We start from the raw sequence: 20,843 nt of genomic DNA, 5'->3' as shown, positions 1-20,843 counted from the left end.
CATGAAGGTCGCCATCCTGACGCGTGAGTACCCACCGGACGTGTACGGCGGGGCGGGCGTGCACGTGGACTTCTTGGTCCGCGAGCTACGCCGGCTGATCGACGTGGACGTGCACTGCATGGGCGAGCCCCGCAAGGGCGCGACCGCACACTCCGAGGACGACCCCCGGCTGCCCGGTGCGAACGCGGCACTGCGGATCCTGTCGACCGACCTCACCATCACGGCCGCGGTCGGCGACTCCCAGCTGATGCACTCGCACACCTGGTACGCCAACATGGCCGGCCACTGGGCCAAGCTGCTGTACGGCGTCCCGCACGTGGTCACCGCGCACTCGCTGGAGCCGCGGCGCCCGTGGAAGGCTGAGCAGCTCGGCGGTGGGTACCGGCTGTCCAGCTGGGCCGAGCAGACGGCGTACGAGGCGGCCGATGCCGTCGTCGCCGTCAGTCCTGGCATGCGCGACGACGTCTTGGACTGCTACCCCGCCATCGACCCGGCGAAGGTGCACGTCATCTCGAACGGGATCGACGCCGACTTCTACCACCCGGACCCGGCGACGAACGTGCTCGAGCGGCTCGGTGTGGACCTGAACCGGCCGTACGTGACGTTCGTCGGCCGCATCACCCGGCAGAAGGGCGTGCCGCACCTGCTGCGGGCCGGCCTGCGGCTGGATCCGTCCGTGCAGCTCGTGCTGCTGGCCGGTGCCGCCGACACGGTCGAGCTGAAGGCGGAAACGGACGCGCTGATCGAGGACCTGCGGATGGCCCGGGACGGCGTGTTCGTGGTCTCCGAGATGCTGCCGCGCGAGGAGGTCCGCCAGGTGCTCACGCACGCGCTGGCCTTCTGCTGCCCGTCGATCTACGAGCCGCTCGGCATCGTCAACCTGGAGGCGATGGCGTGCGAGACGGCCGTCGTCGCGAGCGCGGTCGGCGGCATCCCCGAGGTCGTCGACGACGGCGTGACCGGAACCCTGGTGCCGTACGACGAGAACGACCCGGACACCTTCGAGCGCGGGCTCGCGAACGGGATCAACGCCCTGGTCGACAACCCGGCCCGCGCCGCCGAGCTGGGCAAGGCCGGGCGCGCCCGGGCGGTCTCGGAGTTCGGCTGGGACGCGGTCGCCGAGCGCACCCTCGAGCTCTACAGATCCCTTCTGTAGAAGGGAAAGGTAGGGATAACCCCACCTCCAACTCGGGGGTCAGTACCATAGCGAGCAAGCGGCGCCGCCCGTTGACTTAGGGCATGACACCGCAGGTTCCCAAGACCGTCGTCGCCACGCTCGGCACTGCCGCTCTGGTCGCGAGCGGCGTGTCCGCCTATGTCACCGCCAGCCAGCCGTCACTCGCCGAGGCGGCCGTCGCCAACACCACCACCCATGGGCACGTCCAGCGCGGCGCGATCGTGTCCGTCGTGCCGGTCGCGCAGCTGACCGCCGAGCAACTCACCACCGCGTCGGCCGACTTCGCCGGCGCGCCGGCGTCGCGGTACGGCGTCACGGCCTACCGGCTGATCTACCGAACAGCCGAGCACGACGGCCAGCCCACCACCGCCAGCGGTCTCGTCATTCTCCCGAACGGGAAGCGCGGCGCGCTGACTCCGACCGTGTACCTGCACGGCACCAACCCCACAAAGGCGGCCGCCGCGACGGTCGACGACAATTCGGAGGACCGGCTGGTGACGGCCCTGTTCGCGGGGCAGGGGCTGGTCGGGATCGCGCCGGACTACCTCGGGCTGGGTCTCGTGCCGGGCCGGCCGCAGTACCTGGACAGCAGGACCGAGACGACCTCGTCGATCGACTTACTCCTCGCGGCGCGGACGTTCGCGGCGCAGCACGGGGTCGTGCTGAAGCGGGATGTACTGGTCACCGGCTTCTCCCAGGGCGGTCGCGCGTCGGTCGCTCTCGGCCGGGAGCTGTCGCGAGGCGCGGCCGGCTCCTTCCGAGTGGGCGAGATCCGCGCTGTCGCGGGTCCGTACGACCTGCTCGGCAGCGAGTTCCCGGCGTCGTTCGACGGGCGGCTGCTGCCCTCGACGGCGACGTTCTACCTCGCCTACCTGGTCACCGCGTGGAACGAGCGCCTCAGGCTGTACGACGACCCGCGCGTGGCGTTCCAGGCGAAGTACGCGAAGACCGTGCCGGCGCTGTTCGACGGCACACACGGCGAGGACGAGATCCGGCAGGGCTTGCCGGGATTCGCCGTCGAAGCTGTTCACACCGGAGTTCCTGAAGCTCATCCAGCACCCGATCGGTCGCCTCCGCCAGGAAGCCCGCGCAGCCGACCAAGTTTGCGACTGGACCCCACGAGTGCCGGTCCACCTCTACAGCGGCACGAAGGACACCGACGTGACTGCGGCGAACACCACTGCCTGCGCAGCTGCACTGAAGCGGCACGGTGCCGACGTGACCGTCCACGACCTGGGTCCGGTCGACCACACCGGCACTGCCTTCGCCGCCTACCCCGAGATCATCCGCACCTTCAGCAGATGGGCCTGACATGACCAACCGCCTCACCAAGACCGTCGCCGCCACCCTCGCCACCGCAGCCTTGCTGGCCTTCCCCGCGTCGGCGTACGGCGCGGTTCATCAACCCACACTGTCCGAATCCGCCGTCACCAGCGTCCACACTCCGCGTGGCTCGCTGGTCTCGGCGGTGCCCATCGCCCACTTCACCGCGGCCCAACTCGACGCGGCCGCGGCCGACTTCCCCGGTACGCCGGCAGCCGTGCACGCCGTCACGCTGTACCGGCTCGTCTACCGGACGATCGACCACGACAACCGGCCAATCACCGCGAGCGGGCTCGTCGTACTGCCCGACGGACGGCGCGGCGCGCTGACCGTCGCGGAGTACCTGCACGGCACGACCGGCACCAAGGCGCTCGCCGCGTCGGTGAATCCCGAGTCGGATGAGCGGATCATGGCGGCGTCGCTCGCCGGGCAGGGACTTGTCGGCGTCGCTCCGGACTACCTCGGGCTCGGCCTCGGCCCGGGGCGGCACCCGTACATCGACACGAAGACCGAGACCACGGCCTCCACCGACCTGCTGCTCGCGGCACGGTCGTTCGCGGCCAGGCGCGGCGTGGCACTGAAGCGGGACGTGCTGGTGACCGGGTTCTCCCAGGGTGGCCGCGCGACGCTCGGCGTCGGCCGGGCGCTGAGCCGCGGCGACGCCGGGTCCTTCCGGCTCGGGGAGATCCGGGCCGTCGCCGGGCCGTACGACCTGCTCAACACCGAGCTGCCGGCAGCCTTCGACGGCCGGGTGCTGCCGCAGTCGGCGACGGCGTACCTCGCGTACTTCGTGACCGCGTGGGACCGCACTGTCGGGATGTACGACCAGCCGTCGGACGCGTTCCGGGCGCCGTACGCGGCGAAGATCGAGGGACTGTTCGACGGGCTGCACACCCCCGACGAGATCTTCGGGTCGCTGCCGGACACTCCGGACAAGCTCTTCACGCCGGCGTTCCTGGAGAAGCTGAAGCACCCCAGCGGGAGGTATCTGCGCGCGTTGCGGGCGGCCGACCAGATCTGCCACGACTGGACGCCACGAGTCCCGGTCCACCTGTACACCGGCACCAAGGACAGGGACGTGGTCGCAGCGAACGCGGACGTCTGCGCGGCATCGTTCCGTGCCCGGGGAGCTGACGTCGAGCTCCACTCGATGGGCGCGGTCGACCACATGGGCACGGCATCGGCCGCGTACCCGGAGATCGTCCGCGCGTTCAGCAGATGGGCCTGATCATGACCAATCGCCTCACCAAGACCGTCACCATCCTCACCACCGCTGCCTTGCTGGCCTGTGCGGCCGCAGCGTTCGGTGCCGTGCATCGACCGACCCTGTCCGAGGCCGCCGTGACCAGGACCAGTACGCACGCATCGCGTGGCTCGGTGGTGTCGGCGGTTCGGGTCGGTCACGCTACCGCCGCGCAACTGGACGCCGCCGCGGTCGACCTCCCCGGGACGCCGCACGCCATCCATGACGTCACGTTGTACCGGCTCATCTACCGGACGATCGACCACGACAACCGGCCGATCACTGCCAGCGGGCTGGTCGTCCTGCCCGACGGACAGCGGGGAGCGTTGACAGCCACGGAGTACCTGCACGGCAGCACCAGCACCAAAGCGCTCGCCCCCTCGGTGGATCTCGACTCGGATGACGCGCTCGTCCCGGAAGCACTGTTCGCCGGGCAGGGCCTGGTCAGCCTTGCGCCTGACTACCTCGGGCTGGGGCTCGGTCCGGGACTGCATCCCTACCTGGACACCAAGACCGAGACCACAGCGTCGATCGACCTGCTGCTCGCGGCCCGATCCTTCACGACCAGACATGGCGTCACGCTTAAGCGCGACGTACTGGTCACCGGGTTCTCGCAGGGCGGCCGAGCCACGCTCGGCGTCGGCCGCGCGCTCAGCCGCGGCGAAGCCGGGCCCTTCCGGCTCGGTGAGCTCCGGGCCGTCGCCGGACCGTTCGACCTGCTCCGGACCGAGCTGCCGGCTGCCCTCGACGGACGGGTGCTACCGCAGGCGGCGACCGCGTACCTCGCGCATTTCGTCACCGCGTGGGACCGGACGGTCGGGCTGTACGACAAGCCGGAGGACGCGTTCCGGAAACCCTACGCGGCGAAGGTCGAGGGACTGTTCGACGGGCTGCACACCCCGGAAGAGATCTCTGGGTCACTGCCCGACTCCCCGGACAAGCTGTTCACACCGGCGTTCCTGGCGCAGCTGAAGCACCCGGGCGGACGCTACCTGCGTGCCTTGCAGGAGGCCGACGCGATCTGTCACGACTGGACCCCGCGGGTGCCGGTCCATCTCTACAGCGGCACCGAGGACACGACCGTGATCCCCGCGAACGCGGACGTCTGTGCGGCGGCGTTCCGGTCCCGTGGCGCCGAGGTCACGGTCCACTCCATGGGCCCGGTCGACCATGTGGGCACGGCAGGCGCGGCGTACCCGGAAATCATTCGTGCGTTCGGTCGCTGGGCTTAGTGGGCTGCGTGCTCTGCTCCGGCGCCTCGCCCGCTTCCTGGTGCTCATCGTGGTCGGTGCTCGAGGCGACGAGGCTGCCGAGGAGGGCCAGGGACTCGACGTCGCGGGAGCCGGGCACGGCGTGGAAGACGACCAGGGTCATGCCGTCGGTGCCGCCGATGGTCAGCTTGTCGGAGCGCAGGTTGAGCTCGCCGACCTCCGGGTGGGTGAGCTGGCTGAGCCGGCCCTTGCGCGGGCGGACCTCATGGCGGGCCCAGAGCTGACGGAAGCGGTCGCTGCGGACGGACAGGTCGCCGACCAGTTCCTTGAGGCGCGGGTCGTCGACGTTCGGGCCGAGCTCGGTGCGGAGGATGGCGACGCCTTCCTCGGTCAGGTCGTCCCAGTCGCGGCGCAGGGCCCGTTCGCGGGGGTCGAGGAGCACAGCGGTGAGGAGGTTGACGCCGACGGCGTAGTTCGGGGACAGCGCCGCGCAGAGCGGGTTGACGGCGAGGCAGTCGGTGTACTTGTTCTGCACGTACGCCGGGTGGTTCGGCAGGCCGTCGATCAGTTCGACGATGCTGGCCGGGACTCGGCCGGTCGCGCGGGGCTTGGGCGTGACGTGCGGGCGCTCCTGGGCGAGGCTGATCAGGTAGGCGGTCGCGTCCGGGTCCAGCCGCAGTACGTCGGCCAGGGCTTCGAGGACCTGCACGGACGGGTTGCGGTCCCGGCCCCGCTCGAGGCGGAGGTAGTAGTCCGAGCTGATGCCGGCCAGCATCGCGACCTCCTCGCGGCGCAGGCCCGGGACGCGGCGCAGGCCGATGCTCCGGATGCCGACGTCCTCGGGCCGGACCTGCTCGCGCCGGGCCCGGAGGTACTCGCCGAGGGCGTTCGTGCTGTCCATGAGCTCCACGGTAGACCGGCGATCGCCTGGGTGACTGGGTCCTGTCACTACCAGGAACGAGGGGGTACTCCCTGCGCCCGCCCGTGCGACGAACAGTGGAGGCATGACGAACTCAACCATCACGCCCGCCGACGACCTGACCATCACCCGGATGGGGTACGGCGCCATGCAGCTGGCCGGTCCCGGGGTCTTCGGCCCGCCGAAGGACCGTGCCCAGGCGATCGCCGTACTGCGGGAAGCCGTCGAGCTGGGCATCACTCACATCGACACCAGCGACTTCTACGGGCCGGCCGTCGTCAACGAGATCATCAAGGAGGCGCTGTACCCGTATCCGGCGGATCTGCACCTGGTCACCAAGGTCGGAGCCCGGCGCGGCGACGACGGCAGCTGGATCCACTCGGAAGAGCCCGACGACCTGCGTGCACAGGTGCACGAGAACCTCGAGCACCTCGGCCTCGACGTCCTGGACGTCGTCAACTTCCGCAGCGCGGCCCACGACGGCGGCAGCGAGGAGTCGATCGCGCGGCCGTTCACCGTGCTCGCCGAGCTGCAGCAGGAGGGCCTGATCCGCCACCTGGGCCTGAGCGGCGTCACCGTTCCTCAGATCCGCGAGGCGCAGGCCATCGCTCCGGTCGTGACCGTCCAGAACCTCTACAACCTGGTCCGCCGCGACGACGACGCGGTCGTCGACTACTGCGCCGACAACAACATCGTCTTCGCCTCCTTCTTCCCGCTCGGCGGCTTCACCCCACTCCAGTCCGAAACCCTCGCCAAGATCGCCACTCGCCTGGACGCCACCCCGCAGCAGGTAGCCCTCGCCTGGCTCCTCCAGCGCTCGTCGACCAGCGTCGTCATCCCCGGCACGTCCTCACTCGACCACCTCCGCGAGAACACGGCCGCTCGCGACCTGGTCCTCCCCGCAGACGCAGTAACCGAACTCAACGAGATCGGCGCCCAATGAGCCCCACGCCCAACGCCACCCCGGCTGAAGCTGGAGGTCTGCCGGGGCTGAGCGGGTAGGTGTTAGCCGATACCTGAGGTCGGTGCGTCGGAGGTTAGCCAGGTGGTGAGGAGGCGGGCGCCGGCGCCGGTGGCTCCGGTGGAGTACTCGAAGCGGTCAGAGGGAGACTCGGCGATCGAGGACAGGTCCAGATGGGCCCAGGGGATGTCTCCGGTGAACGCCTTCAGGAAGAGGGCGGCGGTGATGGAGCCGGGGCCCTTGGAGCTGTTGACCGAGTCGGCGATCGGGGTCGAGATCAGGTCCTCGTACTCCGCCGGCAGCGGCATCCGCCACAGCTCCTCACCGGAGATCCGGCCGGCGTCGGCCAGGTTGTCGGCGAGCGCGTCGTCGGTGGCGAACATCCCGCCGTACAGCATCGAGCCGAGCGAGACCTTGATCGCGCCGGTCAGCGTGGCGATGTCGATCAGGACGTCCGGCTTCAGCTCGTTGACGGCGTACGCGAGCCCGTCCGCCATCACCAGCCGGCCCTCGGCGTCGGTGTTCTTCACCTCGGTGGTCCGGCCGCCGTAGTGCCGGATCACGTCGTCCGGCCGGTACGCCGTCCCGGAGGGCATGTTCTCGGCCGCGCAGATCAAGCCGGTGACCTTGACCTGGGCACCGAGCTCGCGCAGCGCGGACATCGTCGCGATCACCGACCCGCCGCCGGTCATGTCGCGCTTCATCGACACCATGCCCTCGCGTGGCTTCAGCGACAGACCGCCGGTGTCGTACGTGATCCCCTTGCCGACCAGCACGACGTACGGCGTCTTCCGCGTCGCGCCGGCAGGCACGTAGTCGAGCCGGATGAACCGCGGCGGCCGTGTCGACCCCGAACCGACCGCGAGGATGCCGCCGAAGCCTTCCGCGGCAAGCTGCTTCTCGTCCCAGACCGTCGCCTCGAGCCCGGTCGCCGCGGCCAGCTCCGTCGACCGCGCGGCCAGCCACGCCGGGTCCTTCTCGTTCGACGGGGTGATCGCGAGCTGACGGGCCACCCACCCGGTCCGCCCGACCACGACACCACGATCGATCGCCGGCTGCCGCGCCGCGTCCGAGCCGTCCGTCACGGTGATCCGCCCGACCGCGGGCTTGCCCGGGTCGACAGTCTTCTGCGTGTACGCGAACGACCCGAGCACCACACCCTCCGCAAACGCCTGCAGCGCCGCGTCATCGATGCCCTCAGCAACGATTGTGGTGAGCTCGTCCTTGCCCCGCCCGTACCGCGCGATCGCCGCGCCGGCGTGTCGCAGGTCCTTGCCGCTGCCGTCCCCGGCCCCGACCAGCAGGACCTCGGCCACGTCACCCGTCAGCAACGGGTACGCCACGGTGGCACCGGCCGACGGCGTGAACCCGGTCTCCCGCTGGACCTCCAGCAGCCGGTCGAGATCGATGCCGAGCCGCTCGCCGGCCTCCTTCGCGGCGGCGGGCAGACCGCTCTCGCCGTCGCCGACCACGATCACCCACTCCCGCGTGCCGTGAACCGGGAGCCCGGGCTGCCAGGCCACGGCCGGAAGACTCGGGAACGGGGACGAACTGCTGCGGCGAGCCACTAGGAGGACCTCACTGAACTTTGATCAGAAGTAGATGTAAATCCGGCCCCAACCGTAACGACCCCGGCCGGTGCCGAAAAGAGCACCCACCGGGGTCGGAAGGATTTGAGGGTTTGGGGCGCGGTCACCCCAGGCGCCGTCAGCCGACGACAGCCTTGAGCGCGTTGCCGAGCTCGGTGGCTTCGTCGGCGTTGAGCTCGACGACGAGCCGGCCGCCGCCCTCGAGCGGAACCCGCATCACGATCCCCCGGCCCTCCTTGGTGACCTCGAGCGGACCATCGCCCGTCCGCGGCTTCATCGCCGCCATGCGCGCACCCCTTCCCAGTGTCGGTGTTGAGCGACGACACCGCGCGGGACCGTCGCCGGCGCCGTTGCGGTGATGCGCCGTCGGCGCGTATCGCAGTGTGTATCGCACCCCATTATTCCCGATCTCAGGCCAAGGCCGTGCACCATACGGCAGACTCAAGTCTTGTGCACGCCCGTTCAGCCCTTTTCGACCTGTACGGCGACCACCTGCGCGCGCGTGGCGCGCGGGCTCCGGTCGCGGCGCTGGTCCGGCTGCTCGCGCCGCTGGGCGTGCATCCGCCGGCGGTCCGGACGGCGGTCTCGCGGATGGTCCGGCAGGGCTGGCTGGAGCCGGTACGGCTCGACGGACAGCCCGGGTACGCGCTGACCGTCCGGGCGCGTCGCCGGCTCGACGACGCGGCCGCGCGGATCTACCGGACGGCACCCGACGGCACGCCGGTCGTCAGCGGTTCCGAGGGGCCGGGCGACTGGGACCGGCACTGGCACCTGGGCATCCTCCGGGAGGTGCCGAACGCGCGCCGCCGCGAGCAGCTGGCGAGCCAACTCGCCTTCCTGGGTTGGGCTCCGCTCTCCGACGGCGCCTGGGTGGGGCTCCGCAACGACGCCGAGGTGGACCAGATTCTCGGGGTCGAGGGCATCGCCGCGGACCGCTTCCGCGCACCCGTCGACGAGGGCGCCGGCGAGTTCGCCCGGCGGGTCTGGCGGTTGGACGAGCTCGGCGCGTCGTACGACGCCTGGCTGATCGAGGCGAAGGCGCTGGTGGACGGTGCCGGGGACGACGCGGACGACGAGCAGTCGTTCGCGGTGCGGTCCGAGCTGGTGCACGAGTGGCGCAAGTTCCTGTTCCGGGATCCGGGGCTACCGGACGAGCTGCTGCCCGACGACTGGGCCGGCACCAGGGCCGCCGCGTTCTTCGATTTCCATGCCGAGCGACTGAGCCCCGCGGCCGGGCGTTTCGTCGACAACTGCCTGACGCAACACTGATCCGCCGCCCGAATTCTCACCGACTGTCAAGGAGCTGACCACGATGAGTGACTCTGTCGAATACGCCGTCGCCGACGGGGTAGGCACCGTCACGCTGAACCGCCCGGAGGCGATGAACTCGCTCGACACCGCCACCAAGGTCCTCCTCCGCGACACGCTCCAGGCGGCCGCCGAGGACCCGGCCGCGCGGGTCGTCGTACTCACCGGAACCGGCCGGGCGTTCTGCGTCGGACAGGACCTCAAGGAGCACATCGGACTGCTCGACGCGAACGACCAGGACGCGCTCTGGAGCACCGTCCCGGACCACTACGCACCGATCGCGCTGGCCCTCGCGGAAATGCCCAAACCGGTCATCGCCGCGGTCAACGGGGTCGCAGCCGGCGCCGGCGCGTCGATGGCGTTCGCGTGCGATTTCCGGGTGGTTGCGGACGCGGCCGGATTCAACCTGGCGTTCACCGGGATCGCGCTCTCCTGTGATACCGGAATCTCCTGGACGCTGCCCCGGCTGATCGGTCATGCCAAGGCGCTCGAGCTGTTGTACTTCCCCCGGACGATCCCCGCGGCGGAGGCGCTCGAGGTGGGCCTGGCGTCCTCCGTGGTCCCGGCCGCCGACCTCTCGACGGCGGTGGCCGAGCTCGCCGGCAAGCTCGCCCAGGGGCCGACCGTCGCGTATGGCGCAGTGCGTCAGTCGCTCGGATTCTCGGCGACGCACACGCTGGCCGAGTCACTCGCGTTCGAGGCCGGGAAGATGCAGCTGACCGGCGCGACCGAGGATCATCATCACGCGGTCGCGTCCTTTGTCGCCAAGGAAAAACCGACCTTCAACGGCCGATGAACAATTGATGCCTCAGGCAACGTACAGGTGACGTGCAGCAGGCCGGACCGGGGTTCCGGTCCGGCCTGCGCCGTCTGTGCGGCGACGTTTGGTGGGCTCCCCGGCCGCGTTCCGGCCGGGCGAGTCACGGCCGGACAACCACCTGACAGACGGGGAGCCCGGAGAACACCTCATCACGTTCAGTGCCCGGAGCACAACTCGTTCAGCCGTTTGTGTTTTGCCTGGGGCAAAAGAACTTTTTGCAGATGCACAGCCCAAATGCACGTGCACGAGATTGCCGGGCTGGACGGCCCGATCCGCACCCTTTTTCTGCTCTTCTCTGCACCGATCCAGCCGTAGGTCAGCGAGCGACGCACGTCGACAGATGGTCGTTCACAATGCCGGTCGCCTGCATCAGCGCATAGGCGGTGGTAGGTCCGACGAACACAAAACCCTTCTTCTTCAGAGCCTTCGACATGGCCACCGACTCAGGCGTGGTGGCGGGTACGTCGGCCGGCGTCTTCGGGGCCTTGTGCTGGTCCGGGCGGAACGACCAGAGCAGCTCGGTGAACTCGCCTTCGGCCAGCTCCAGCAGCGCCCGGGCGTTGTTGATCGTCGCGTTCACCTTGAGCCGGTTGCGGACGATCCCGGGGTCGGCCATCAACCGGTCGAAGTCGCTCTCGCCGTACTTCGCGATGGTCTCGGGGTCGAAGTGCGCGAAGGCGGCGCGGAAGTTCTCCCGCTTGCGCAGGATCGTGATCCAGGACAGCCCGGACTGGAACCCCTCGAGCGTCATCCGCTCGAACAGGCCGACGTCGTTCCGGATCTCCTTGCCCCACTCGGTGTCGTGGTACTCGACGTACTCCGGCGCCGACGTGGCCCAGCCGCACCGCGGCTGCCCGTCCGGCCCGATCACGGTCACGCCCCGACCTCCCGGGCGAGTCGCCGCAGCGAGATCCGCATCATCGTCTCGAACGCCGGCCGCACGATCGGCCATCCGGCCCGGCCGAGCGCTCCGAGCGGCGGTACGACGTCCTCGGACCAGGTGAACCGGCTCCCGGACGCCTGGCCGCCGTCGAGCGGCACCGGCTCGACCGCGAAGGTGCCGGTGCCCCGGACGACCTTGCCGAGATGTTTCACCGTGCACTCGCGCGGTGGATCCCAGTGTGTGATGACCATGTCGTCAGTGAACCCGATGCCACCGACAGAAGTTCGGGCCGCGACGCCACCGTCGATGCCGACGCCGCCGTTCTCGGTCGCCCAGACGCGGGTGAACAGCATCCACCGCGACTGGCGGTCCCAGTCCACGACGACGTCCCAGGCGTCCAGTGGGTCGAGTCTGAGCTCGATGGACGCCTCGGCGTGGCAGCTCCCCGCCTCAGCCATTACTTCGGCCGCTGGTAGGCACCCTCACCCTGCTCCCCCGCCGGCGGCCAGAACTGCCACCCCTCCTGCTCGCCTTCACCGCTCTGCTCCGTCTCCTTCGTCACCTGCTGCGGCGCCGCATCCGGCAGCACCCAGTGCGGTGTAGGCGCAGGCACTCCACCAGACTTCGCCTCGGGTGCAGCAGGCTGCTCGGGACCAGGCTGGGACTCGGCCTCAGCAGGTCCGTGTGAGGGCTCTGCCGGGGCGCGGCGAGGCGCTGTGGGCTGGGACTGGGCTTCGAGGAGGGCGCGGGCTTCGGCTTGCAGGCGTTCGTACTCGTCGGCTGCGGCGTGGCTTGGTCGGGGCAGTTCCTTCGTGTCGTGCTCGTCGTCCTCCGCCGGCGCAGGTGCGGCCGCGACCGGTTCAGCGGCAGCGGGCTCGGCAGCGGGCTCGGCGGCGGGCGGCTCGGCGGCTTCCGGCGGCTCGGCGACTGCGGGCGACCCGGAAGCGGCCTCGGCGGCCTCGGCGGCCCCGGCGGGCTCAGCGGCTCCTGCCGGCTCGGCGAGCGGCGGCTGGGTCGCTGCGGGCCCGGCGTCGTCCGCGTCCGGCTCCGGAGCCGGGCGGGGGAAGTCGCCGCCGACGAGGATCGGCTGCTGGGCGCCGGTGTCGTCGAAGTCGGACGGCTCGAACGGGCGGCGGGAGCTGAACCCGACCCCGTCCGGCGTCTCGACGATCGGCGCGACGGCCCGCTCGAGGTCAGCGATCCGCCGGTCGCGCTCGGCCACCTCGCGGGCGACCCGCTCGAGCAGCGTGTCGACCTCGTCCATCCGGTAGCCGCGCACGCCGACCGCGAACCGGGTCGACTCGATGTCGTCCGAGGTCAGCGCCTGCCGCGCCGGGACGGTCATGTCGGGCCGGTCGTCGTACGCCGTACTCATGGCACCCCAACGACCCGAGGCGACCACAGCGACAGCCCCGATCAGTACGACCACGATCAGCCCGAAGAACCACATCACGGGACCGATCGTGCCATGCCGCACCAGTCATCCGCACAGTTGCCCGCGGTTTCAGCTCCCGTCGGAACCCAGCCGGTGCGCCTCACGCCGCGCCTTCGCCTCCGGGTTGTCCGCGTCCGCCAGCTCGCGCGCCGCCGCGGCGGCCGCCTCCTCGGCGGCGGCATCGGCTACCTCGCCAGCCTTCATGATGTAGCTGATCGCCTCGTCCACGTCGTCGGTGACCACGAACATGTCCAGGTCGGCGGCCGAGATCTTGCCGTCCTCGAGCATCGTGGTCCGCAGCCAGTCGACCAGGCCACCCCAGTACGACGTACCGAACAGGACGACCGGGAACGACGTGACCTTCCGCGTCTGGGCCAGCGTGAGCGCCTCGAACAGCTCGTCCAGCGTGCCAAACCCGCCGGGCATCACCACGAACCCCTGCGCGTACTTGACGAACATGGTCTTGCGGGTGAAGAAGTACCGGAAGTTCATCCCGATGTCGACCCACTCGTTCAGCCCGTTCTCGAACGGCAGCTCGATCCCGAGCCCGACCGAGATCCCGCCTTCCTCGGAGGCGCCCTTGTTCGCCGCCTCCATCACGCCCGGGCCGCCCCCGGTGATCACGGCGTACCCGGCCCGGACCAGCTTCCGGCCGAACTCCTCGGCGGCGGCGTACATCGGGTCGTCCGGCTTGGTCCGGGCCGACCCGAACACGCTGATCGCGGCGCCGAGCTCGGCCAGCATGCCGAAGCCCTCGATGAACTCCGACTGGATCCGCAGCACCCGCCACGGGTCGGTGTGCACCCAGTCCGACGGCCCGCGGCTGTCCAGCAGCCGCTGCTCGGAGGTGGACTGCTGCACCTGGTTGCGCCGCATCACGACCGGCCCGCGCTGCTGCTGGCCGACCGGACGGTCGGGGTGGATCGATGGTTCTGACATGCCTCCAGAGTATTGGCTCAGGGCCGCCCACCCGGGTTCACACGGGCGTCGTCAACCAACTCCTCAGCCGCTGTTCACACTGCTCGATCTCCGCCTCGGGCACGAACTCGTCCTGCTTGTGCGCGTAGAGCGGGTCACCGGGCCCGTAGTTCACCGCGGGTACGCCGAGCAGCGTGAACCGCGCCACATCCGTCCAGCCGAACTTCGGCTTCGGCTCCCCGCCCACGACCTGCAGGAATGCCGCCGCGGCGGGCCGCTCCAGCCCGGGCAGCCCGCCGGGCGCCGAGTCCGTCACGACCACGTCGTACCCCTCGAACACCTCCCGCAGGTGCGCCTCGGCCTCGGCCTCGGACCGGCTCGGCGCGAACCGGTAGTTGATCGTCACCGTGCACAGATCCGGTACGACGTTCCCCGCGACGCCACCGCTGATCCCGACCGCGTTCAGCCCCTCCCGGTACTCCAGGCCGTCGATCGGCACCCGGCGCGGCTGATACGCCGACAGCCGGTCGAGGATCCCGCCCGCGGCGTGGATCGCGTTACGGCCCATCCACGAGCGGGCCGAGTGCGCGCGCTCGCCGTGGGTGGTGACCTCGATCCGCATCGTGCCCTGGCAGCCGGCCTCGACGACCCCGTTGGACGGCTCCATGACGACCGCGAACACGCCGTCGAGCAGCTCGGGGTTGGAGTGGGTCAGCTTGAACAGGCCGTTCCGCTCCGCCTCGACCTCTTCGCAGTCGTAGAACACGTAGGTGACGTCGCGGTTCGGCTCAGCCAGGGTGGCCGCGAGCCGGAGGCCGACCGCGAGCCCACCCTTCATGTCGCACGCGCCGAGGCCGTGGATCAGGCCGTCGGCCCGGCGCGCGGGCAGGTTGTCGTTGAGCGGGACGGTGTCGATGTGGCCCGCCAGCACGACCCGCTCGGCGCGGCCGAGGTCGGTGCGCGCGACGACGGTGTTGCCGTGCCGGAACACCTTCAGGTGCGGGTACTGCGCCAGCGCCGCCTCGAGCTGGTCCGCCAGCGGTTCTTCGGTGCCGCTGACCGAGGACATGTTGACCAGCGCCTCGCACAGGTCGGGGCCGGGAACAGTGAGGTCCATGTCAGGCTTCCTTGGTCGGGGGCAGGAACACGCAGAACTCGTTGCCCTCCGGGTCGGCGCAGACGTACCAGCCGATCTCGTCGCCCTTGGGCCGCAGCAGTGTCGCACCTGCGTCGAGGACCGGCTGCAAGGCGGGTGCGGTGACGTCCCAGTGGATCCGGTTCTTGACCGTCTTGGGCTCCGGGACCGGGTTGAACACCCAGTACTTGAACGGAAGCCCGGGGACATCCTCCAGCCAGTGGTACGGCGCGCCCTCTCGGCTCCTGGGCTCTACACCGAGCAGTCCGGCCCACCAGCGCGCCTGCTGCTCCGGCTCGGCCGAGTCGACGACCAGCTCCATCAGCCGGTACGCCGGGACGGTCTCGCGGACGAAACCGCACAGCTCGCCGCCCTCCGGGTCTGTCAGCACGGTCCAATGCTGGTCGGCTGTCTCCGGGACCTGCACGGTCGCACCAGCCGCCACCAGGTCGGCGATGTCTCCGGTGATGAGGTCCAAGTGCACCCGCTGCTTGACTGTCTTAGGCTCCGGGACCTTGTTGAGCCAGATGGTCTTCTCCGGGACGTCGCCGACCAGGACGTCCGGGTGGTCCGCCGGGCTGGTCAGCCCGAGCACCTGCCCCCAGAACGCGGTCATCACGTTGGGGTTCGTGACGTCCACACACAGGTCCTTGAAACGAACGATCGCCATCACCGCAGGCTATCGGCCCGGCCCGTCGCCTAGGGTTCAGTCCTGTGACCGACCTGCGAACCCGGCTGCGTGCGGTGCCGACGCTCACCGGGACCCCGCCGACGTGGGACCCGGACCGGGCTCCGGACCGGCCGCACGAGCTGTTCGTCGAGTGGTTGCTGGCCGCGGTCGACCAGCAGATCGCGGAGCCGTGTGCGGCGACGCTGTCCACTATCCGCGCGGACGGGCGGCCGAGCGGGCGGGTGCTGATCATCAAGGACGTGACAGACGACGGGTGGCAGTTCGCATCGTCGTCAACCAGCCGGAAGGGCCAGGAGCTGGCGGAGTCGCCGTACGCCGCTCTGACGTTCTACTGGATCCCGCTGGGTCGGCAGGTGCGCGTGGTGGGGTCGGTGGAGGTAGCGGACCCGGAGGAGTCGGCGCGCGACTTCCTGCTGCGCCCGGTGCCGGCTCGGGCGGAGGCGCTCGCCGGGCGGCAGAGCGCAGTACTGGAAGACCCTGCGGAGATCGATGCGGTGGTCAAGGAGCAGGCGGAGCGGATCACGGCCGAGCCTGGTTTGGTGGCGCCCAACTGGACCCTGTACACCTTGCGGGCCGACGAGGTGGAGTTCTGGCAGTCCGACCCGGACCGCCGCCACCTGCGACTGCAGTACCGCCTGAACGACAACCGCTGGACCAAGGAGCGCCTGTGGCCGTAACGGATGTGCACTCAGCGGCGGACCGGCTGCTCACGCTGGTCGCTGACGTCGACGACGCTGCTGCGCGGGCGGACTCCGGGCTGCCGGGGTGGAGCCGTGGTCACGTCATCACCCACATCGCCAACTTCTCCGAGGCAATGACGCGCCAGGTCGAGGAGGCGCTCCAGGGCCGGCTGGTCGAGGTGTACGACGGCGGCCGCCCGGCTCGTGACGCTGCGATCGAAGCTGGCGCCGACCGGTCGGCCGCGGACCTCAAGTCCCACCTGACCCAAGCCGTCACCGCGCTGCTGACGTCTTGGGACAAGGTGAGCCCCACCGACTGGCCGCTCCCCATCCTCCACCGCAACAGCAACCTGTCCGCGGGCCTGCAAGCGACCTGGCGCGAGCTGACCATCCACACCACCGACCTCGACCTGGGCGTCACCGCCGCTAGCTGGTCAGAGGACTTCTGCACCCACCTACTCGATTTCCTCCGCCCCCGCACCCCCGACAACACCCACCTGATCCTCCAGTCCCCCACCGTCACGTGGGAGAACGGCACAGGCGAGGAGATACGGCTCGTCGGCGCCCTAACAGACCTAACCGCCTGGTACGCCGGCCGACAGGCCCCGGGCCCCATCACAGGCGACCCCGTGCCCGACCTACTCCCCTGGCCCTAGCTGACCGTGAAGTCGTCTAGCTGGATCCAGGTGTCGAGGTTGGGGGCGTTGAAGCCGGCGTAGACCGTTAGCTCGTGGGCGTTGGCTGGGACCTTCACGGTTAGCTCGTGGTGGACGTAACCGGTGCCTGCGCCGAACGTCTTGTTGGCCAGGTCTGTGGTGCCGTTGCGGACTCCGAAGTGGCCCGCGTCGGCGGGGAGGTTCGCGGAGGCGTTGATCCAGGCTCCGAAGGTGAGCGTCGCACCCGGCGTGACGGGGACGGTTTGGTAGAGATTGCTGGTTCCTGTGCAGGTACAGCGGATCCAGGCGTTGTTGGCGCCGGAGTGGGCGAAGCCGAGGTTGCGGTCCACGCCGTGGGCTGCGGTGCCTTCGAACTGCCACGCCGGCTTGCCGCTGCCGGTGCCTTCGAAACCGCTGTCGGCCAGCTGGGAGACGTACCAGACGGCCAGCTCGGAGACGGTCGTGTACGAGCGGGTGCCGCCCGGCAGACCGATGACGCGGACGCCGTCGGTCTCCTGCGTGGGGAAGGTGATCGTGTAGGTCTTGTTGGCACCGGCCGTGGCGTCACCTGGGTACGCCGGTGACACCGTCTGCGCGCCGACCTCCACCCACGCGCCGTCCCGCTTGACCTGCACCCGCGGACGACCCGTGAAGTAACCGCCCTCGACCGACACGGCACCGGACGTGAACGACACGTTGTTGACCTTGTGCCGGGCCGGCCACTCGTAGCCCCACCACGACGCGCCCTTCACCTCGTCGTCGAAGTCCGACTCGCTGCCGGTCAACGCACCGTCGTTCATCAGCGCCAGACTGCCGGACTGCGTCGACTTGGAGATCGCCACCGCGTCCGGGGACGCGGCCAGGTTGTCCGCACCGGGCAGGTTGGCCGCAGGCGAAGAAACAGACGGCGTGATCACGAGCTTGCGCAGGTTGAAGTTGTACACCGACGTACCGATCCCGCCGCCACCGCACGGACACACGTTCGCCTGGAGGTACATCGTCCTGCCGTCCGGCTGCACGAACTTGGACGGGATCGTCACGCCGTACCCGCCGTACTTCGACGTCGACCACGGATACCCACCGAAGTCCTTCGACAGGAAGTGCTTCCACGGGCCCCACGGCGTCGGCGACTCGTAGAACTCGAAGGTGTACTCCGTCCACGACGTGTACACGTACCGCTTCTGCTGCGCCAGGTACGTCACCCCGCCCTGGCTGATCACGCTCAGGTTCGACGCGTTCGCGCCGTACGTCTGCGCGTACAGCCGCCGCGTGTCCGTCAGCACCGGCTTCCGGTCCTGCACTCGGGCCGACCATCCCGACCCGGTGTAGAACTTCCACGCCCCGCGATCCTGCACCTTGCCCTTCGGCACCCGCGCCAGGAACACGCTCTGCGGATCCGCGACCGTGTCGTCGAACGAGTCCCGCCAGTTCCCGTCCAGCCCGTAGGCGTAGACATACCCGTCGGGAGCCAGCGCGCCACCCTTGCCGAAGTCCGCGAACCAGATCGTCGTGAACACGTGGTCGGAGAACATCGGCTTCTTCTTGTCCCACGTCCACGTCCGCCCGTGGTCCGTCGACTTCAGGATCGTCGCAGCCGGTACATCGTTGAAGTCGAGCGCGAGGTCCTGCACCGCGAGGTACAGCGTGTCTCCGACGCACACCATCCCGGTCGGCTTCCGGTTGTACCCGGCGCCGCTCCAGACGGACCCGACCTGGTCGCCCTTGGAGATAGTTGCCCCTGACAAATTCCCCGGCGTACCGGTGATCTCGCTGACCGCGATGTCGGCGAAGTCTCCGTCGATGCTGAAGCCCTTGCCGTCGCCGTTGGCGGCGTACAGCTTGTCGTTGCCCGCCCAGCAGGACGGCCAGAGGTCGCCGTCGCTCTTGCTGGGCATGCCCTTCGACTCCACCTGGGTGGTGCCGACCGGATTCGTGGTGCCGACCGGAGTGGTCGAGGCGGCCGGGGGTGCGTCGGAGTGCGTCAACAGAGTCGCCGTACCGAACGCGAGCGGCAGGACAGCGAGCAGAGCCCCGTGCTTCATGAGCCGCCTTTCACTCGAGGTCGGTGTGTATCGGGACGAGGAGGGGCAATCGATTTCTCGCAATCTACGATCGGCGCCCTGAACGGTCAAGGGTGAAGGTGATGACAAAGTGGTCAAGCTGACCGGATTCGCCCTGGGGACAAGGTTTTCGACCTCGGTGCAAACATTGACACCAGTGGAATCCGACGCCTAATCTTCGGAAATCGATTTCTGAGGCCATCGATTTCTGAACGAGAGGCGCCGGGATGCCAGTTGTGCCGAACCGTGCGGACGCCCACCGCACGGCCGACGAGCTGTCCAGGGACCTGGTGGCACGAGGACTGCAAGCGGCGCGGGTCGCGATCGAGACCGAGGCGGCCGCCGTGTCGGCGCTGGCCGACCGGTTGGACGGGGTGTTCTTGGACGTGCTGGTCGCGGTGGCCCGGTGCGAGGGTCATCTGGTGGTGACCGGTCTGGGGAAGTCGGGTCTGGTGGGGCGGAAGATCGCGGCGACGCTGGCGAGTACGGGGACGCCGGCGACGTTCATCCATTCCGGCGACGCGTTGCACGGGGACTCGGGGGCGGTGACGTCGCGGGACATCGTGCTGGCGTTGTCGGCGTCGGGTGAGACGGTCGAGGTGGTCGAGTTCGCGCGGATGTTGCGGGAGCGGGAGATTCCGGTGATCGCGATGACGGGCCGGGAGGAGTCGACACTGGCGGGGTTGGCGACGTACACGCTGGACACGATGGTGCTGCGCGAGGCGGATCCGTTGAACCTGGCGCCGACCGCGTCGACGACGGCGTCGCTGGCGATGGGTGATGCGCTGGCGTGTGCGCTGGTGGTACTGCGGGAGTTCAGTCATCGCGATTTCGCCCGGTTTCACCCGTCCGGTGCCTTGGGCAAGCGTCTGCTGGAGGGGCAGGCATGAGCGGGGTGGACGTGTGTGTGCTCGGGTCCTTTATGAAGGACCTGGTGGCGTCGGCGGAGCGGCGGCCGTTGCCGGGTGAGACGTTGCACGGGACCGGGTTCGCGGAGTTCCTGGGCGGGAAGGGCGTGAACCAGGCCGTCGCGGCGGCGCGGATGGGTGCGCGGACGGCGATCGTCGGCACGATCGGCGCGGACCGGTACGGCGAGGAGTTCCTGGAGCTGCTGGGGTCGAACGGGGTGGACACGTCGTGGGTGGTCCGGCATCCGTCGCTGGGCACGGGCGTGGGGTTGCCGCTGGTGCTGCCGGACGGCGGGAACTCGATCATCATCGTGTCCCGTGCGAACGCGGCGATCACGGCGGCCGATGTCGAGGCGGCGGCCGGCGTTCTGACCACGAGCAAGGTGCTGAGCGTCCAGCTGGAGCTCCCGGTCGAAGCGAGCCACACCGCTCTGCGGCTCGCCTCGACCGCGGGAGTCACCACGATCCTGACGCCGGCGCCGGTGGGGACGGTGGATCCGGGATTGGCGTCGTACGTCGACATCCTGGTGCCGAACGAGGTCGAGGCGGCGGCGCTGACCGGGCTGGACTGCGACGACGAGGCGCAGGTCCCGATGATCGCCCGCAAGCTCGCCGAGGACTGGGACCTGCGCGGGTGCGTGGTCACGCTCGGCTCCCGCGGCGCCTACGTCCTCGACCGGACGAACGGTTTCGAGGAACGCATCGAGGCGCACCGGGTCGCCACCGTGGACACCGTCGGCGCCGGCGACGCCTTCTGCGGCTCCCTCGCCGCGTCCTTGGCCGCCGGCGCCTCGCTCGTGGACGGCGTACGCCTGGCGAACGCAGCCGGCGCCCTCTCGACCACGGTCAACGGCGCCGCCGACTCGGCACCGGACCGGACCTCCGCGCTGGCCCTGTTGGATGGCGTCGGTTTGCGATCTCCATGA

General features: G+C 69.8%; 21 protein-coding genes. 11 read left to right on the top strand and 10 right to left on the bottom strand.

Annotated elements, in window-relative coordinates; genetic code table 11:
- Nucleotide 1: 1 nt before the first annotated feature.
- The 4 genes from glgA to AB0E69_RS22455 all read left to right on the top strand — a co-directional run bounded on the left by glgA (nucleotide 2) and on the right by AB0E69_RS22455 (nucleotide 4,975).
- Nucleotides 2-1,156 (top strand): glycogen synthase, encoded by a 1,155-nt coding sequence (gene glgA, locus AB0E69_RS22470; protein ID WP_360149089.1) that lies wholly within the window; start codon nucleotides 2-4, stop codon nucleotides 1,154-1,156.
- Between the two features lie 83 nt (nucleotides 1,157-1,239).
- The gene (locus tag AB0E69_RS22465; protein ID WP_360149086.1) at nucleotides 1,240-2,493 is read left to right on the top strand and encodes a hypothetical protein; all 1,254 of its coding nucleotides are present in this window, start codon (nucleotides 1,240-1,242) and stop codon (nucleotides 2,491-2,493) included.
- Nucleotides 2,490-3,728, top strand: coding sequence for a hypothetical protein (locus AB0E69_RS22460; RefSeq protein WP_360149083.1), 1,239 nt, complete (start codon nucleotides 2,490-2,492; stop codon nucleotides 3,726-3,728). The genes AB0E69_RS22465 and AB0E69_RS22460 overlap by 4 nt, the downstream gene beginning before the upstream one ends.
- A 2-nt stretch (nucleotides 3,729-3,730) precedes the next feature.
- A complete protein-coding gene (locus tag AB0E69_RS22455) occupies nucleotides 3,731-4,975 on the top strand; it encodes a hypothetical protein (protein WP_360149080.1) in 1,245 nt (414 codons plus the stop codon).
- On the opposite strand, the gene AB0E69_RS22450 is transcribed toward AB0E69_RS22455, so the two are convergent.
- Entirely contained in the window at nucleotides 4,947-5,855 is a 909-nt protein-coding gene (locus AB0E69_RS22450; RefSeq protein ID WP_360149077.1) for a helix-turn-helix transcriptional regulator, read from the bottom strand. The two genes, AB0E69_RS22455 and AB0E69_RS22450, sit on opposite strands and share 29 nt — an antisense overlap.
- Nucleotides 5,856-5,958: 103 nt before the next feature.
- Between AB0E69_RS22450 and AB0E69_RS22445 the strand changes: the two genes are divergently transcribed.
- Entirely contained in the window at nucleotides 5,959-6,816 is an 858-nt protein-coding gene (locus tag AB0E69_RS22445) for an oxidoreductase (RefSeq protein ID WP_360149074.1), read from the top strand.
- A 62-nt stretch (nucleotides 6,817-6,878) separates the two neighbouring features.
- Here the strand turns inward: AB0E69_RS22445 and AB0E69_RS22440 are convergent, their stop codons facing one another.
- Both AB0E69_RS22440 and AB0E69_RS22435 read right to left on the bottom strand, forming a co-directional pair.
- On the bottom strand, nucleotides 6,879-8,357 hold the full coding sequence (locus AB0E69_RS22440) for a leucyl aminopeptidase family protein (protein WP_360149071.1): 1,479 nt from the start codon (nucleotides 8,355-8,357) through the stop codon (nucleotides 6,879-6,881).
- Nucleotides 8,358-8,541: 184 nt separating this feature from the next.
- Nucleotides 8,542-8,709 carry a DUF3117 domain-containing protein gene (locus AB0E69_RS22435; protein ID WP_012923066.1) on the bottom strand — a complete coding sequence of 56 codons (168 nt, stop codon included), beginning with the start codon at nucleotides 8,707-8,709 and terminating at the stop codon, nucleotides 8,542-8,544.
- A gap of 164 nt (nucleotides 8,710-8,873) precedes the next feature.
- Here AB0E69_RS22435 and AB0E69_RS22430 point away from each other — a divergent pair, with 164 nt between their 5' ends.
- Nucleotides 8,874-9,692, top strand: coding sequence for a PaaX family transcriptional regulator C-terminal domain-containing protein (locus AB0E69_RS22430; protein ID WP_360149067.1), 819 nt, complete (start codon nucleotides 8,874-8,876; stop codon nucleotides 9,690-9,692).
- A 43-nt stretch (nucleotides 9,693-9,735) separates the two neighbouring features.
- Nucleotides 9,736-10,527 (top strand): enoyl-CoA hydratase-related protein, encoded by a 792-nt coding sequence (locus tag AB0E69_RS22425; protein WP_360149064.1) that lies wholly within the window; start codon nucleotides 9,736-9,738, stop codon nucleotides 10,525-10,527.
- 340 nt (nucleotides 10,528-10,867) lie between these two features.
- On the opposite strand, the gene AB0E69_RS22420 is transcribed toward AB0E69_RS22425, so the two are convergent.
- Genes AB0E69_RS22420 through AB0E69_RS22395 form a run of 6 tightly spaced genes read right to left on the bottom strand, consistent with a single transcriptional unit; the run spans nucleotide 10,868 to nucleotide 15,592 of the window.
- Nucleotides 10,868-11,428: a DNA-3-methyladenine glycosylase I gene (locus AB0E69_RS22420; protein WP_360149061.1), complete on the bottom strand. Its 561-nt coding sequence runs from the start codon at nucleotides 11,426-11,428 to the stop codon at nucleotides 10,868-10,870.
- Entirely contained in the window at nucleotides 11,425-11,892 is a 468-nt protein-coding gene (locus AB0E69_RS22415; protein ID WP_360149058.1) for an SRPBCC family protein, read from the bottom strand. The genes AB0E69_RS22420 and AB0E69_RS22415 overlap by 4 nt, the downstream gene beginning before the upstream one ends.
- On the bottom strand, nucleotides 11,892-12,884 hold the full coding sequence (locus AB0E69_RS22410; RefSeq protein WP_360150083.1) for a DivIVA domain-containing protein: 993 nt from the start codon (nucleotides 12,882-12,884) through the stop codon (nucleotides 11,892-11,894). Before AB0E69_RS22410 ends, AB0E69_RS22415 begins: the two co-directional genes overlap by 1 nt.
- A 54-nt stretch (nucleotides 12,885-12,938) precedes the next feature.
- Nucleotides 12,939-13,808: a TIGR00730 family Rossman fold protein gene (locus tag AB0E69_RS22405; RefSeq protein ID WP_360149055.1), complete on the bottom strand. Its 870-nt coding sequence runs from the start codon at nucleotides 13,806-13,808 to the stop codon at nucleotides 12,939-12,941.
- 37 nt (nucleotides 13,809-13,845) lie between these two features.
- Complete coding sequence (gene dapE, locus AB0E69_RS22400; RefSeq protein ID WP_360149052.1) at nucleotides 13,846-14,904, bottom strand: succinyl-diaminopimelate desuccinylase; 1,059 nt, start codon at nucleotides 14,902-14,904, stop codon at nucleotides 13,846-13,848.
- A gap of 1 nt (nucleotide 14,905) precedes the next feature.
- Nucleotides 14,906-15,592 carry a VOC family protein gene (locus AB0E69_RS22395; RefSeq protein ID WP_360149049.1) on the bottom strand — a complete coding sequence of 229 codons (687 nt, stop codon included), beginning with the start codon at nucleotides 15,590-15,592 and terminating at the stop codon, nucleotides 14,906-14,908.
- A 44-nt stretch (nucleotides 15,593-15,636) separates the two neighbouring features.
- Between AB0E69_RS22395 and AB0E69_RS22390 the strand changes: the two genes are divergently transcribed.
- The gene (locus AB0E69_RS22390) at nucleotides 15,637-16,290 is read left to right on the top strand and encodes a pyridoxal 5'-phosphate synthase (protein ID WP_360149046.1); all 654 of its coding nucleotides are present in this window, start codon (nucleotides 15,637-15,639) and stop codon (nucleotides 16,288-16,290) included.
- Complete coding sequence (locus AB0E69_RS22385) at nucleotides 16,281-16,949, top strand: maleylpyruvate isomerase family mycothiol-dependent enzyme (RefSeq protein ID WP_360149043.1); 669 nt, start codon at nucleotides 16,281-16,283, stop codon at nucleotides 16,947-16,949. Before AB0E69_RS22390 ends, AB0E69_RS22385 begins: the two co-directional genes overlap by 10 nt.
- On the opposite strand, the gene AB0E69_RS22380 is transcribed toward AB0E69_RS22385, so the two are convergent.
- Entirely contained in the window at nucleotides 16,946-18,991 is a 2,046-nt protein-coding gene (locus AB0E69_RS22380; RefSeq protein WP_360149040.1) for a DUF4185 domain-containing protein, read from the bottom strand. The genes AB0E69_RS22385 and AB0E69_RS22380 overlap by 4 nt on opposite strands.
- Nucleotides 18,992-19,236: 245 nt before the next feature.
- Here AB0E69_RS22380 and AB0E69_RS22375 point away from each other — a divergent pair, with 245 nt between their 5' ends.
- Together AB0E69_RS22375 and AB0E69_RS22370 are read left to right on the top strand one after the other, a co-directional pair.
- Nucleotides 19,237-19,899 carry an SIS domain-containing protein gene (locus AB0E69_RS22375; RefSeq protein WP_360149038.1) on the top strand — a complete coding sequence of 221 codons (663 nt, stop codon included), beginning with the start codon at nucleotides 19,237-19,239 and terminating at the stop codon, nucleotides 19,897-19,899.
- A complete protein-coding gene (locus AB0E69_RS22370; protein WP_360149035.1) occupies nucleotides 19,896-20,843 on the top strand; it encodes a ribokinase in 948 nt (315 codons plus the stop codon). The genes AB0E69_RS22375 and AB0E69_RS22370 overlap by 4 nt, the downstream gene beginning before the upstream one ends.

This window comes from Kribbella sp. NPDC026611, assembly GCF_040638345.1.
Taxonomy (GTDB): domain Bacteria; phylum Actinomycetota; class Actinomycetes; order Propionibacteriales; family Kribbellaceae; genus Kribbella.
Note: the sequence above shows the minus strand (reverse complement) of the source record. Positions and strands in the feature narration are given on the sequence as shown.

What these genes read in the sequence shown, in the direction of transcription:
- glgA (WP_360149089.1), top strand. Translation starts at nt 2, where the DNA reads ATGAAGGTCGCCATCCTGACGCGTGAGTACCCACCGGACGTGTACGGC.
- AB0E69_RS22465 (WP_360149086.1), top strand. Translation starts at nt 1,240, where the DNA reads ATGACACCGCAGGTTCCCAAGACCGTCGTCGCCACGCTCGGCACTGCC.
- AB0E69_RS22460 (WP_360149083.1), top strand. Translation starts at nt 2,490, where the DNA reads ATGACCAACCGCCTCACCAAGACCGTCGCCGCCACCCTCGCCACCGCA.
- AB0E69_RS22455 (WP_360149080.1), top strand. Translation starts at nt 3,731, where the DNA reads ATGACCAATCGCCTCACCAAGACCGTCACCATCCTCACCACCGCTGCC.
- AB0E69_RS22450 (WP_360149077.1), bottom strand. Translation starts at nt 5,855, where the DNA reads ATGGACAGCACGAACGCCCTCGGCGAGTACCTCCGGGCCCGGCGCGAG.
- AB0E69_RS22445 (WP_360149074.1), top strand. Translation starts at nt 5,959, where the DNA reads ATGACGAACTCAACCATCACGCCCGCCGACGACCTGACCATCACCCGG.
- AB0E69_RS22435 (WP_012923066.1), bottom strand. Translation starts at nt 8,709, where the DNA reads ATGGCGGCGATGAAGCCGCGGACGGGCGATGGTCCGCTCGAGGTCACC.
- AB0E69_RS22425 (WP_360149064.1), top strand. Translation starts at nt 9,736, where the DNA reads ATGAGTGACTCTGTCGAATACGCCGTCGCCGACGGGGTAGGCACCGTC.
- AB0E69_RS22415 (WP_360149058.1), bottom strand. Translation starts at nt 11,892, where the DNA reads ATGGCTGAGGCGGGGAGCTGCCACGCCGAGGCGTCCATCGAGCTCAGA.
- AB0E69_RS22410 (WP_360150083.1), bottom strand. Translation starts at nt 12,884, where the DNA reads ATGTGGTTCTTCGGGCTGATCGTGGTCGTACTGATCGGGGCTGTCGCT.
- AB0E69_RS22405 (WP_360149055.1), bottom strand. Translation starts at nt 13,808, where the DNA reads ATGTCAGAACCATCGATCCACCCCGACCGTCCGGTCGGCCAGCAGCAG.
- dapE (WP_360149052.1), bottom strand. Translation starts at nt 14,904, where the DNA reads ATGGACCTCACTGTTCCCGGCCCCGACCTGTGCGAGGCGCTGGTCAAC.
- AB0E69_RS22395 (WP_360149049.1), bottom strand. Translation starts at nt 15,592, where the DNA reads ATGGCGATCGTTCGTTTCAAGGACCTGTGTGTGGACGTCACGAACCCC.
- AB0E69_RS22380 (WP_360149040.1), bottom strand. Translation starts at nt 18,991, where the DNA reads ATGAAGCACGGGGCTCTGCTCGCTGTCCTGCCGCTCGCGTTCGGTACG.
- AB0E69_RS22375 (WP_360149038.1), top strand. Translation starts at nt 19,237, where the DNA reads ATGCCAGTTGTGCCGAACCGTGCGGACGCCCACCGCACGGCCGACGAG.
- AB0E69_RS22370 (WP_360149035.1), top strand. Translation starts at nt 19,896, where the DNA reads ATGAGCGGGGTGGACGTGTGTGTGCTCGGGTCCTTTATGAAGGACCTG.